12 protein-coding genes are annotated in these 12,243 nt (G+C 73.8%); 8 read left to right on the top strand and 4 right to left on the bottom strand.

The features are described 5' to 3' along the window. Window positions 1-29: 29 nt before the first annotated feature. Entirely contained in the window at window positions 30-800 is a 771-nt protein-coding gene (locus AB0D66_RS19910) for a hypothetical protein (RefSeq protein ID WP_362304824.1), read from the bottom strand. 51 nt (window positions 801-851) lie between these two features. After that, the gene (locus AB0D66_RS19905; RefSeq protein WP_362304821.1) at window positions 852-1,289 is read right to left on the bottom strand and encodes an SRPBCC family protein; all 438 of its coding nucleotides are present in this window, start codon (window positions 1,287-1,289) and stop codon (window positions 852-854) included. 155 nt (window positions 1,290-1,444) lie between these two features. Here AB0D66_RS19905 and AB0D66_RS19900 point away from each other — a divergent pair, with 155 nt between their 5' ends. After that, the gene (locus AB0D66_RS19900; protein ID WP_361765487.1) at window positions 1,445-1,630 is read left to right on the top strand and encodes a DUF5999 family protein; all 186 of its coding nucleotides are present in this window, start codon (window positions 1,445-1,447) and stop codon (window positions 1,628-1,630) included. Between the two features lie 158 nt (window positions 1,631-1,788). On the opposite strand, the gene AB0D66_RS19895 is transcribed toward AB0D66_RS19900, so the two are convergent. Beyond that, complete coding sequence (locus AB0D66_RS19895; protein ID WP_362304817.1) at window positions 1,789-3,888, bottom strand: NB-ARC domain-containing protein; 2,100 nt, start codon at window positions 3,886-3,888, stop codon at window positions 1,789-1,791. A 74-nt stretch (window positions 3,889-3,962) separates the two neighbouring features. Next, window positions 3,963-4,922, bottom strand: a complete 960-nt coding sequence (locus AB0D66_RS19890; protein WP_362304814.1) for a fibronectin type III domain-containing protein — start codon at window positions 4,920-4,922, stop codon at window positions 3,963-3,965. Window positions 4,923-5,104: 182 nt separating this feature from the next. Between AB0D66_RS19890 and AB0D66_RS19885 the strand changes: the two genes are divergently transcribed. The 7 genes from AB0D66_RS19885 to AB0D66_RS19855 all read left to right on the top strand — a co-directional run bounded on the left by AB0D66_RS19885 (window position 5,105) and on the right by AB0D66_RS19855 (window position 12,227). Next, window positions 5,105-6,706 (top strand): ABC transporter substrate-binding protein, encoded by a 1,602-nt coding sequence (locus tag AB0D66_RS19885; RefSeq protein WP_362304812.1) that lies wholly within the window; start codon window positions 5,105-5,107, stop codon window positions 6,704-6,706. 73 nt (window positions 6,707-6,779) lie between these two features. Then, window positions 6,780-7,745 carry an ABC transporter permease gene (locus AB0D66_RS19880; RefSeq protein WP_362305078.1) on the top strand — a complete coding sequence of 322 codons (966 nt, stop codon included), beginning with the start codon at window positions 6,780-6,782 and terminating at the stop codon, window positions 7,743-7,745. After that, window positions 7,738-8,604 carry an ABC transporter permease gene (locus AB0D66_RS19875; RefSeq protein WP_362304809.1) on the top strand — a complete coding sequence of 289 codons (867 nt, stop codon included), beginning with the start codon at window positions 7,738-7,740 and terminating at the stop codon, window positions 8,602-8,604. Before AB0D66_RS19880 ends, AB0D66_RS19875 begins: the two co-directional genes overlap by 8 nt. 47 nt (window positions 8,605-8,651) lie before the next feature. Further along, window positions 8,652-9,575 (top strand): ABC transporter ATP-binding protein, encoded by a 924-nt coding sequence (locus AB0D66_RS19870; RefSeq protein WP_362305075.1) that lies wholly within the window; start codon window positions 8,652-8,654, stop codon window positions 9,573-9,575. Then, a complete protein-coding gene (locus AB0D66_RS19865) occupies window positions 9,568-10,227 on the top strand; it encodes an ATP-binding cassette domain-containing protein (RefSeq protein WP_362304806.1) in 660 nt (219 codons plus the stop codon). The genes AB0D66_RS19870 and AB0D66_RS19865 overlap by 8 nt, the downstream gene beginning before the upstream one ends. A 98-nt stretch (window positions 10,228-10,325) precedes the next feature. Then, entirely contained in the window at window positions 10,326-10,520 is a 195-nt protein-coding gene (locus tag AB0D66_RS19860) for a hypothetical protein (protein WP_362304803.1), read from the top strand. A 138-nt stretch (window positions 10,521-10,658) separates the two neighbouring features. Beyond that, complete coding sequence (locus tag AB0D66_RS19855; protein ID WP_362304801.1) at window positions 10,659-12,227, top strand: hypothetical protein; 1,569 nt, start codon at window positions 10,659-10,661, stop codon at window positions 12,225-12,227. Window positions 12,228-12,243 lie beyond the last annotated feature (16 nt).

Here is a 12,243-nt window from a genome sequence, read left to right as displayed (position 1 = left end):
CCGCGCGGGGTGCCCGGCGCGGTTGTGCCCTAGGGGCGCAGCGGCAGCGGCCGCAGGCAGGACGAGGCCGGGCCCTGCGGGCGCTCCCTCAGGTGGGTGATGTACTCGCCGTCCGCGCAGCGCGCCCCCGTGTGGTCCAGGTGCCCGGTGACCTCGTACTGCGCGAAACCCGCCTTGCAGTCCGTGACCACCAGCGCCTCGTTCTTCCAGTCGCCCTCGTTGCGCACGCACTGGCCCACCTGGAGGACCGCCTCCTTGTCGTCCCCGTTCAGCGTGGAGACGAGGATGAGGGTGGGGATCGCGAGGACCGCGAGGACCAGCGGCACGAGGAAGGCCAGCGCGGGGGGCCGCAGCCACAGCGACCTGCCCGGGTCCAGCGGGGCCATGACCCCGCCCCTCGGCGGGCCCAGCCTGCACAGCTTCCCCCACGGGCCGAGGTTCACCAGCAGGGTGATCGGCGCGATGACCACCGACAGCGGGCTCCACCAGCCCTGCCACAGGGTGCGCGCCGACATCTCGCGGACGGTGGCGACCCCGCAGTCGCGGCAGAACGGCCCCTTGCGGCTGCGGAACCGCATCAGCACGACCAGGCCCTGATGGCCGTACACCGTGGTGTCCGCGACGGGCAGCGACCCGCAGACGCGGCAGCCGTACGCGCCCTGCTCCGGCGTGAGGGGGGCGTACGCGGCCTGAGAGGCGGCCGGGGCGTACGGGGCCTGTGGGACGTACGGAGCCTGCGGGGCGTGCCCCGGGTACGGGCCGGCCGGTTGGTGCGGATACGGCGGTGGCGGGGTGGCCACGGAGATCCCCCTCGGTTCTCGCGGTCGTCACCGGTCGGTGACGGAGGAACCCTAACGGCGCAACAGCCCGCGCAGGGCGCGGGAGAAGAGCAGCCGGCCGGCCAGCGCGACCGCGGGATCCAGTACGCGGGGGAGGCCGCGCAGGCGCAGGTCCTCGCGCCAGTGGACCTCGCTGCCCCCGGCCGGCAGGGGGCGGATCTCGATCTCCGCCCAGCCCGTCACCGTCCGGCCGCGCTTCACCAATCGGACGAACCCGCCCCTACCCTCCGCGGGAGGTCGCCAGACGACGACCTCCATCGGGTCGTCGAACGTGATCCTGCCCACGCCCGTGCGCGCCGTGAAGACCGTTCCGACCGCCGTCGGGGACGGCGTCTCGATGATCGTCCGGGTGAGGGGGACGCGTTCCCCGTGGCGTTCCCAGTCCGTCAGCCGGGACCACGCCCCGGCCGGCTCGAGGGGGGTGCGGTGAATGATCCGGATACCGGGCATGAGCGCATGGTAATCGGGCATACACACCCTGAACTGGACGGCGAATATGGGTTCCGTCCAGGGGTGGCGATCGGTAATACTCACCGCCACCGTGGATCGCGGATTCGACCGGGTGACCACCGGCCCTCCCGCCCCACTCTGCGAGGAGGTGCGCCATGTGCTCCCACCAGCCCCCCTGCCCGCCCGCCGACAGCGCCGACCGTGACGCCGCCCGCACCGTGGCCTTCCACCCGGAACAGGGCTGGAGCCTGCTCTGCAACGGCGTCATGGTCTTCGACGACACCGGTGAACTGCTCCCCGACGGCCAGACGGTGGAACCCCGCCGCCCGGCCCTGGTCTGAGCGAGGAGGCAGCATGCGCCAGCAGCTGATCCGCAAGCCCGTCCCCAAGCCCGCCCCCCGAGACCTGGACCTGCGCACACCGTCGGGCAAGCCCCTCCCGTACTGACGGGAGCCCCGACCGCACCGGTCCACAGCCCCGGTCGCCCACCGGCCTCCGATCAGCCGGTGGGCGCCGCCGCGCCGCCCCGGAACGCCGTCTCGTAGGCGGCGTCGCCGATCGCCGCCCTGGCCTGGCGCTCGCCCTGGTCCCGCAGGGCCGTCAGCGAGGGCGAGCCGCCCATCTGCGGCCGGCCGACCGTGCGCCACCAGGCGTGTCCGGTGCCCAGCAGCCGCGCCGCCAGCTCGCCATCACCCAGCCCCGCCACCGCCGCGGCCAGCAGGTCCAAGCCCAGCGCGATCCCGAAGCGGTCGCCGAGCAGCCGTTTGCCCGACAGCATGGCCCGCACGTGCCGGGCCGACTCCCCGTGGTCGCCCAAGCCCAGCGCGGCCACCGCAAGGATGTAGTCGGCGTAGGCCCGCAGCCAGCGCTCGCCCAGCTCCGCGCAGGCCTCCCGCAGGGACAGCGCCTCCTGCGCGGCCTCGTCGAAGCGCCGGAGGTCGCAGAGCGCATAGCTGGTGGCCAGCTTGCACAGCAGCCAGCCGGCGCCGCTGGTCCGCCCGCCGTGGCCGGCCCGCGCCCGCGGACCGGCCAGCGAGAGGGCCCGTACGGGGTCGCCGGGCATCAGCAGCGACACGCCGTGCAGGTAGGCCGCACGCAACTCCCGTTCGGGATCCGCGAGATGGGCCGCGCCCTTCGCACACTCCGCACCGATCCGCTGGGCGGTCCCGAGGTCGCCCTGGAGCAGGGCGGTGAGCCCGAGGGCCCACAGGGCCTGGTTGTAGGCGGCTCCGGCGGGCAGGGTGGCGCCCAGGGCCCGTTCCAGGAAGGCCCGGCCCTCGTGGACGTGCCCGCAGGCGAACCAGTAGAACCACAGCGCCCCGGCCATCTCCAGGGCCGCCACCGGGTCGGAGCCGAGCAGGTGCTCCAGGGCCGTGCGCAGCTGCGCGTGCTCGGCGGTCATCCTGCGGTACCAGTCCACCTGGCCCGGACCCAGCCAGCCCCGGTCGGCGGCCTGGGAGAGCGCCGCGTACCAGTGCGCGTGCCGGTCGGCGACGACCCGCGCCTCGCCGAGCTCGCCCAGCCAGTCGTGCCCGTACTCGCGGATCGTGTCCAGCATCCGGTACCGCGCGCCGGCGCCCCGCTCCTCGGTGCGCCGCACCACCGATTTGGCGACCAGGCCCGCCAGGACCCGTTCCACCCGGGCGGCGGACAGCGGGCCGCCCGCGCACACGGCGCGGGCCGCGGCGACGTCGAAGTCCCCGGTGAAGACCGAGAGCCGGGCCCACAGCAGCCGTTCCAGCGGCTCGCACAGCTCGTGGCTCCAGCCGATCGCGGTCCGCATCGTCCGGTGCCGGGGCGTCAGCGCGGCCCGGCCGTCGGTGAGCACGTCGAAGCGCCGGCCGATCCGCTCGGCCATCTGCTCCAGCGTCCACCGCCGCATCCGGGCGCCGGCCAGTTCCAGGGCCAGGGGGATCCCGTCGAGGCGGCGGCACAGCTCGGCGGCGATCGCGGTCCTGCGGGGGTCCTCGAAGGCGGCCGCCGCCCGCGGGGTCGCGGTGAGGGCGCGGGCGCGGAAGAGGGCGAGGGCGTCGCTGTCGGGCCCGGCGCAGGGCAGCGGCCGGACCTCGACGACCTCCTCGCCGGGGGAGCCCAGCGGCTCCCGCGAGGTGGTCAGGACCGTCAGGCCCGGTGCGGACTGCAGGAGTTCACCCACCAGATGGCGGCAGTGGGGCACCAGGTGCTCGCAGGTGTCGAGGACGAGGAGGATCTCCTTGTCGGCCATCCACGCGCACAGCTCCTCGTCGAGGGGGCGCGGGGAGTGGTCGGCGAGGCCGACGGCGTGGGCGACGGTCGCGGTGAGGAGCGCGGGGTCGCGCAGCGGCGACAGCTCCACCCACCACACGCCGTCGTGCCGGGTCCGGCCCGCCGCGGCGGCTGCCCGCAGGGCGAGCCGGGACTTCCCGACGCCGCCCACCCCGGTCAGGGTGACCAGTCTTCGTTCACTCAACAAGCGGTCGAGGAGCCCGAGTTCGAGCTCCCGGCCGACGAAGCTCGCCGATTCCGGCGGCAGGTTTCCCGGCACGGCGCCCGAGTCTGGCTCAGCGCCGCCGCCCGTGGAGTCTGCCTGACTGTTGTTGACCGAGTACTCACCGAACACGGATGTATTGTGCGTGATCTTCTTTCGTGGCAGTGCCGTTCAGGCCGGATCGCCGTCCGGTCGCATGCCGTGTCTCATGCCACGAGGGTGACGGTCCGCTCCGCGGAGAAGGCGCCCCAGTTGCCGTCGGGCAGCCGGGCGCGCAGTTTCACGGCCCACACCGTACCGGCCGGCTCGGTCACCGTGATCCGGTGTTCCGCCCGTCCGCTGGGCACCGCGCCTTTGCCGAACTGGATGACGGTGGTGGGACGGCCGTTGACGTACAGCTCGTACTCGCTCGTCTCCCGGCCGGTGTCCGGCGCGCTCCAGCCGAGGGTGACCGTGCCCGGCGAGGCGGTCGCGGTGAACCCGCCGGGGGAGGTGCCCGGCCCGCCGCCGGAGGCGGGCGGGGTGGTCACGTCCACCGCGGGGGAGTCGGGGGAGGAGTTGTCCGCCCCGTCGCGGGCCCGCACGGTGAAGGTGTAGACCGTGTCGGGCTGCAGGCCGCTCAGCGCGGTGCCGCTCTCGCCGGGGCCCGCGCTGTGGATCCGGACCCCGCCCTGGTAGACGTCGTACGCCGTGACGCCGGTGTCGTCCGTCGCGGCGGACCAGGACACCCAGGCGGCGCGGGGGCCGGTGGCCCGCGCGGCGGCGGTCGCCGGGGCGGTGGGCGCCCGCAGGTCCTCGGCCTTGGCGGCCGGGGTGGTCGCCCGGACCTCCGGGCCCGCCCCGGAGAGGTTCCCCGCCGCGTCCCGGGCGCGGACCGTGAAGGCGTAACCGGTCTGCGGGGCGAGGCCGGTGATGTCCGCCATCGTCTTCCCGGCCGGGAGTTCGCGGACCATGCGGCCGGCCTCGAAGACCTGGTAGGCGCGCACCCCGTCGCGTTCGGCGGCCGCGTCCCACATCACGTGCACGGTGGTGGAGCTGGAGGCCTGCGCGGTGAGCCCGGCGGGGGCGGGCGGCGGGTCGGTGTCGGGCGCGGTGCACGCGGCGGCGGACACCGACAGGCCGCCGACGGCCACGCAGAGCACGAGCAGGGGGGCGGTGCGTCGCACGGGATGCCTTCCTCCGCTTCCGCGTAAAGGTCTAGACATATATGGCACGCGGGGTGCGGGCCGGGCAAGACCCGTGCGGCGGCGGCCGCCCATGTGACCCGGTTCGTCTTCTTCTGCTCTTGTCTGGCATTATTGCGAGCTCTTTGCAATAAAAGATGATCGCGAACAGGGATGTGCACAGCATGACGGCCCGGACCGTACGGGGAATGGCCACGGCGACGCTGGCCGCCGCACTCATCACGGGCCTGGCGGCCTGTTCGAACCCCGGAGGGGGCGCGGCCGCCGGGCCGGGCGGCGCGGACTCCGCCGTCGTCGGCATCGCGACCGAGCCGGAGAGCCTCAGCCCGCTGCTCGGCTACGGCAAGGACGGCAACTCCAAGATCTTCGACGGCCTGCTCGCGCACGACGCGGACATGAAGCTGAAGCCGGCGCTCGCCCAGTCCCTGCCGGAGGTCTCCGCGGACGGGCTCACCTACACCTACAAGCTGCGCCAGGGCGTGAAGTTCAGCGACGGGGCGCCCTTCTCCGCCGAGGACGTCGTCTTCACCTACCGCACGATCCTCGACGCCAAGACGAACAACGCGTCGAAGACCGAGCTGGACGCCCTCGCGGGCGTCGAGGCGCGCGGCGGGGACACGGTGGTCTTCACGCTGAAGTACCCCTACGCGCCGTTCGCCGAGCGGACCGTGCTGCCGATCGCCCCCGAGCACATCGCGGGCGGCCAGGACGTCAACAGCGGCGACTTCACCACCCACCCCGTCGGCACCGGGCCCTACGTGCTCACCGCCTGGTCCAAGGGGGAGAAGCTCAGCTTCAAGGCGAACCCCGGCTACTGGGGAGGCGAGCCCGCGGTGAAGAAGTTCACCATGGCCGTCATCAAGGACGACGACGTCCGCGCCACCCGGCTGCGCTCCGGCGAGCTGGACGGGGCGATCCTGCCGCCGAACCTCGCCAAGGGCTTCGCCGGGGACAAGGCGCGCACGACATACGAGGCCAAGACCTTCGACTACCGCAACGTGACCCTGCCGACCCACCACCCGGTCACCGGCGACCCCGCGGTCCGCCGGGCCCTGGACATCGCCGTGGACCGCAAGGCCATGGTCGAGGGGCTCCTCGACGGCGCGGGCAAGGCCGCCTACGGTCCGGTCCCGACCGACAGCCCGTGGTTCACCGCCGGCACGGAGCGCGCCCACGACCTCGACGGTGCGAAGAAGATCCTCGACGAGGCCGGCTGGAAGGCCGGCGAGGACGGCATCCGCGCCAAGGACGGCGTCCGGGCCTCCTTCCCGCTCTGGTACACCTCCGGCGACAAGATCCGCCAGGACCACGCGCTGGCCTTCGCCTCCGACGCCAAGAAGGCCGGCATCGAGGTCAAGACCGAAGCCGGGACCTGGGAGGTCATCGAGCCGCGGATGAAGACCGAGGCCGTCCTCGCGGGCGGCGGCTCCCCGGCCGACCCCGACTTCGACCAGTACCAGCTGCTCACCTCCTCGCTCGGCGGCGACGGCTTCAACAACATGGCCCGGTACGACAACCCGGTCGTGGACGCCGCACTCGTCGACGGCCGGCGCAGCGGCGACCCGGCCGCGCGCAAGGCCGCGTACGACACGGTGCAGCGCGAGCTGGTCAAGGACCCGGGCTACGTCTTCCTCACCCACATCGACCACCTGTACGTCGTGAACGACAAGTGGGACGGGCCCGCCACCCAGGTCGAACCGCACGACCACGGCCTGGGCTCCGGCCCCTGGTGGAACGTCGAGAGCTGGAAGCCGAAGCAGAAGTGAGCCGAGCCACGTGACCCCCCGCACCGTCCCCCGCCCCGGGGCGGGGGCGCCTCCCCGCGGCAGCTGGGGGCCGATGGCGCGCATGGCCGGGCGGCGGACCCTGTCCGCCGTCCCCGTCCTGCTCGTCGTCACCTTCGGGGTCTTCGCCATCGCCGCGATGTCCCCCTTCGACCCCGTCAAGGCCTACGCGGGCACCGCGGGCCTGACCGCCTCGCAGGAGCAGCTCGACCAGCTGAGGGCCAACCTCGGCGTGGACCAGCCGCTCGTCGCCCGCTGGTGGGACTGGCTCACCTCCGCCCTCACCGGCGACCTCGGCACCTCCGCCGTGATGCGCCAGCCCGTCGCCGACGTGATCGCCGAACGGGTCGGCTGGTCGGCGCTGCTCGCCGGCTGCGCCTTCGCGGTCGCCGTGCTGGCCGGCACGGCCCTCGGGGTGCTCGCCGCACGCCGCCAGGGCGGGTGGCTGGACCGGTGCGCGTCCTCGCTCGCCTACACCCTGGAGGCCGCCCCGGCCTTCTGGCTCGGTCTGCTCGCCATCTGGTTCTTCTCCGTGCGGCTGGGGGTGCTCCCCGCGGGCGGCCTGACCGACGCGGGCAGCGACACGGTCACCTTCGCGCAGGTCGCCCCGCACCTGGTGCTCCCCGCGCTGGTCCTGGGCGTCTCCCAGCTCCCCTGGTTCTTCCTGTACGTCCGCCAGGGCGTCGCCGACGCGCTGGAAGAGGACCCCGTACGCGGCGCCCGCGCGCGGGGGCTCGCGGAGCGGACCGTCCTGCTCGGGCACGGGCTGCGCTCCGGCATGCTGCCCATGCTGACGCTGGTCGGCTCCCGGGTTCCGGAGCTGATCACCGGCGCGCTGCTGGTCGAGACGGTCTTCAGCTGGCCGGGCATCGCGGCGGCCACCGTCCAGGCGGCCACCTCGGTGGACTTCCCGCTGCTGGCCGCGCTGACGGTCCTGGCCACCGCCGCCGTGCTGGCCGGGAATCTGCTGTCCGACCTGCTGTACGGGCTCGCGGACCCGAGGGTGGGCTTCGATGGCTGAGGTGACGTGGCGCTCCCGGGGGCGGGCCCGGCGCTCGACGCGCACCCTGCGCGTGCGCGCCTCGGCGGTGACCGCGGCGCTGATCGTGCTGGCCGTGCTGCTGGTCCCGCCGCTCGTGCAACTGGACCAGCAGGCGGTCGACTTGTCGGCAAAGCTCCAGCCGCCGTCCTGGGCCCACCCGTTCGGCACGGACGACGTCGGGCGCGACCTGCTGCTGCGCTGCGTCTACGGACTGCGGGTCTCCCTGCTGGTCGGCCTGGTCGCCGCGCTCGTGGCCACGGTCATCGGCACGGCCGTCGGCGCCGCCGCGGGGGCGCTCGGCGGCTGGGTGGACCGGCTGGTCATGCGGGCCGTGGACACGCTGTCCTCGATCCCGCACCTGCTGCTGGGGATCTTCATCGTGGCCGTGTTCCGCCCGGGGGTCTGGCCCGTGGTCGTCTCCGTGGCCGTCACGCACTGGCTCTCCACCGCCCGCATCGTCCGGGCGGAGGTGCTGTCCCTGCGCGGCCGCCCCTTCGTGGACGCCGCCGTCTCGGGCGGCGCCTCCCGGTGGCGGGTGGCCGTACGGCACCTGGTGCCGGGCGTCCTCCCGCAGGCGGGCCTCGCCGCCGTGCTGATGGTCCCGCACGCGATGTGGCACGAGTCGGCCCTGTCCTTCCTGGGGCTGGGCCTGCCGTCCCACCAGGCCAGCCTCGGCAACCTGGTGCAGACCGCCCGCGGCTCGCTGCTCGCCGGGGACTGGTGGCCCACCCTCTTCCCCGGGCTCCTCCTGATCATCCCGACCCTGGCGATCGCCGGCCTCGCGGGCGCCTGGCGCGACCGGCTCAACCCCCGGCGCCGCTCGGAGCTGACCCTGTGACCACCCCGCCCGTGCTCCGCGTCGAGCAGCTCTCCGTCCGGTTCCGGATGCCCGGCGGCCGGCACGTCGAGGCCGTCACCGACGTCCGCTTCGACCTCGCCCCCGGCCAGTGCCTCGCCCTCGTCGGCGAGAGCGGCTGCGGCAAGTCCGTCCTGGCCTCCGCCCTGCTCGGGCTGCTCCCCGGCAACGCCGAGACCGCCGGGTCCGCACGCCTCGCCGACGGCCTGGACGTGCTCGCCGCCGACGAGCGGACCCTGGCCGAGGCCGTACGGGGCCGCCGCATCGGCCTGGTCCCGCAGAGCCCGGCCGCGCACCTCACCCCGGTCCGCACCATCCGGGCCCAGCTGGAGGAGACCGTCCGGGAGCTCGCCGGAGTTCCGAAGGCGGAGCTGCGCGCGGCCGCGGAGGCGGCCGCCGAACGCGCCGCCTTCCCCGCGAGCCACCTCGACCACCACCCGCACCAGCTCTCCGGCGGACTCGCCCAGCGCGCCGCCACCGCGCTCGCCCTCGTCGGCGACGCGCCGCTGCTCCTGGCCGACGAACCGACCACGGGCCTGGACCGGGACCTCGTCCACCGCACCGTCGACGAACTGCGCGCCCACACCCGCGACACCGGCCGGGCCCTGCTGCTGATCACCCACGACCTCGCGGCGGCCGAGCGGATCGCCGACACGGTCGCCGTCATGTACGCCGGGCGGATCGTGGAACTGGCCCCGGCCGGAACCTTCTTCGGCGGGCCCGGCCCCCGCCACCCCTACGCCCGCGGCCTGCTCGACGCACTGCCCGAGCGCGCCTTCACGCCCATCGCCGGTGCCCCGCCCGAGCTCGGCGCGCTGCCGGCCGGCTGCGCCTTCGCCGCCCGCTGCCCCGTCCCGCCGTCCCTGGCCGCTCCGGGGGGACCTCCAGCCGACCGGGACTGCCGCACCCGGCTGCCCCTGCTCACCGGAGGGGTGGCCTGCCACCATGCTTGAGCTCACGGACATCACCGCGGGCTACGACCGCCACGCCCCCGTCGTCCGCGGGGCGCAGCTGACCCTGCGCCCGGGCGAATCCCTCGGCCTGCTGGGGCCGAGCGGCTGCGGCAAGTCCACCCTCGCCCGGGTCGCCGCTCTGCTGCACCGTCCCGACCGCGGGACCGTGGCCCTGGACGGCCGGACCGTGACGGGCTTCCGCCACCGGGCCCCGCGCTCCCTGCGCGTGTCCGTGGGCGTCGTCTTCCAGCAGCCCCGGCTCTCCGCGGACCCCCGCCTGCGGCTGCGCGACCTCGTGGCCGAACCCCTCCGGGCCACCGGGCGCCGCGAGGAAGTGGAAGAGCGCGTCGCCGAGTTGACGCGGCGTGTCGGCCTCGGCGCCGATCTGCTCGCGCGCCGCCCCCACGAGGTCAGCGACGGCCAGCTGCAACGCGCCTGTCTGGCGCGGGCCCTGGTGCTCCGGCCGCGCTGGCTGGTCTGCGACGAGATGACCGCGATGCTGGACGCCTCCACCACGGCCGCCCTGGTCAGAGTGGTCGAGGAGTACCGCGCCGAGACGGGGGCGGGCCTCCTCGCCGTCGGCCACGATCCGGTGCTGCTGGAGCGCTGGTGCGACCGCACGACCCACTGGGACGAGATCGTCAAGGACTGACCGGCCATCACGGACGGTCAACACCCGTACGGCCGACACGTCTTTCGCCCGACGGCACCCCTCCCTGCGCCACCATGGCGGCGAGTAAGGAGGTTTCGATGGTGATTTCGCTCTCCGTGGTCGTCCTGCTCCTCATCCTCGCCTGGATCTTCCTGCGCAGCGGCGGCCTCAAGTTCTCCCACGCCGTCGTCTGCGTGCTCCTCGGCTTCTACCTCGCGAGCAGCAGCATGGCGGCGACCATCCACGACGGCCTGACGGCCACCGCGAACGTGGTCTCCAGCCTCAAGCCCTAGGGAGATCGAGAACTGTTGCGCGTTCGTGAATCATCCGGCTCCCGCATGGACTCTTCGGGCCACGCGACCTAGCGTCTGGCGGCGGCGCGACATCAGACGCGATGTCAACAACACTGAAGAGACACGGAGGTAGTCCGGATGTTCCGAAGAGCCCTGCACTGCGCCGTGGCACCGGTCGTCGCCGCGTTCACGGTGATGTACGGGGTCACGCCGGCCCAGGCCGAGGAGATACCCAAGGCCCCCGGCCACCGCCTGATCAGCAACTACGACGGCGCCCCCGCGGCCCCCGCGCCCCTGCCCGGCGAGGCCCCGCCGCAGCATCCCCACCTCGCGCCCAACGGCCGCAGCGGCATGCACTCCGACGCGGCCGGCAGCGCCACCTCCCCCTGGTCCGGGCCGCTCGGCAAGGACCCGAAGGTGACCAGCGAGAAGATCGCGGCCCTCGGCGGCGAGTGCGCCACCGCGACCTTCGACGCCGGCGGCCGGCTCGTCACGGTGTGCGGCACCTTCTCCGGGTTCAAGGTCAAGCTCCTCGAGCCCCGTACGCTCGCCACCCTCGCGGAGTACCAGCTCCCGCAGCGTTCCTCGACGGTCGAGGCGATCACCTCCCTCGACTTCTCGAAGATCTTCAAGGACACCTCGGGCGGCGCCTACTTCTACCTGGACGACCAGGACCGGGCCGTGCTGGCCGACTCCCGCCAGCACATCCTGCGGCTCTCCCACTCCCAGAACCCCGACGGCAGCTGGAAGTTCACCGTCGACGACGACTGGGACCTCACCGGCCAGGTGCCCCACGACTGCGTCACCTGGACCAACCTGCGGCCCAGCGGCACCTGCGACCCCGTGACCTCCGTGATGCCCGACTGGAACGGCCTCATCTGGTGGGTCACCCGCCAGGGCCGCGTCGGCACCGTGGACCCGGCGACCTCGCGCATCCGCTCCGTGCGGCTGGACGGCGAGGAGATCCAGAACTCCTTCTCCGTGGCCGAGGACGGCGTCTCCATCGTCTCCGACCACGCGCTCTACAGCTTCCGCGCCGCCGCCGACGGCACCCCCGAGGTGCAGTGGCGCCAGGCCTACGACCGGGGCACCGGTGCCAAGCCCGGCTCCGTGAACCAGGGTTCGGGCACCACGCCCGACCTCTTCGGCGACGGCTATGTCGCCATCACCGACAACGCCGACGACCGGATGAACGTCCTGGTCTACCGGCGGGGCACGGAGGTCCCGGCCGACCGGCGGCTCGTCTGCAAGGTGCCGGTGTTCGGATCCGGCGCCTCGACCACCGACAACTCCCTGATCACCTGGGGCAACAGCATCGTCGTGGAGAACAACTACGGCTACGAGAACGTCACCACCCTGCTGCTGGGCAAGTCCGTCGTCGGCGGCGCGTCCCGCATCGACGTCCGCCCCGACGGCAGCGGCTGCGACACGGTGTGGACGAGCCCGGTCCGCGCACCCTCCGTCGTCCCCAAGCTCTCCACCGCGAACGGGCTGCTCTACTTCTACGAGAAGGAGCCCAACTCCTGGGGCATCGACGCCTGGTACCTCACCGCGGTGGACTTCCGCACCGGCGAGCGCCGCTGGCGCCGGCTCACCGGCACCGGCCCGCTGTACGACAACAACTGGGCCCCGATCACCCTCGGGCCCGACGGCACCGCCTACGTCGGCGTCTTCAACGGCATCGTCGCGGTCCGCGACGCCGGCTAGACGGCCCGGGAGCCGA

This window comes from Streptomyces sp. NPDC048270 (assembly GCF_040652335.1).
In the GTDB taxonomy this organism is placed as follows: domain Bacteria; phylum Actinomycetota; class Actinomycetes; order Streptomycetales; family Streptomycetaceae; genus Streptomyces.
The sequence above is the reverse complement of the archived record's forward strand: the minus strand, read 5'-3'. Positions and strand labels throughout refer to the sequence as shown.

Bases quoted from the DNA above. Each gene is read 5' to 3' on its own strand.
- AB0D66_RS19905 (WP_362304821.1), bottom strand. From the start codon at position 1,289: ATGCCCGGTATCCGGATCATTCACCGCACCCCCCTCGAGCCGGCCGGG.
- AB0D66_RS19900 (WP_361765487.1), top strand. From the start codon at position 1,445: ATGTGCTCCCACCAGCCCCCCTGCCCGCCCGCCGACAGCGCCGACCGT.
- AB0D66_RS19885 (WP_362304812.1), top strand. From the start codon at position 5,105: ATGACGGCCCGGACCGTACGGGGAATGGCCACGGCGACGCTGGCCGCC.
- AB0D66_RS19880 (WP_362305078.1), top strand. From the start codon at position 6,780: ATGGCGCGCATGGCCGGGCGGCGGACCCTGTCCGCCGTCCCCGTCCTG.
- AB0D66_RS19875 (WP_362304809.1), top strand. From the start codon at position 7,738: ATGGCTGAGGTGACGTGGCGCTCCCGGGGGCGGGCCCGGCGCTCGACG.
- AB0D66_RS19870 (WP_362305075.1), top strand. From the start codon at position 8,652: ATGCCCGGCGGCCGGCACGTCGAGGCCGTCACCGACGTCCGCTTCGAC.
- AB0D66_RS19865 (WP_362304806.1), top strand. From the start codon at position 9,568: ATGCTTGAGCTCACGGACATCACCGCGGGCTACGACCGCCACGCCCCC.
- AB0D66_RS19860 (WP_362304803.1), top strand. From the start codon at position 10,326: ATGGTGATTTCGCTCTCCGTGGTCGTCCTGCTCCTCATCCTCGCCTGG.
- AB0D66_RS19855 (WP_362304801.1), top strand. From the start codon at position 10,659: ATGTTCCGAAGAGCCCTGCACTGCGCCGTGGCACCGGTCGTCGCCGCG.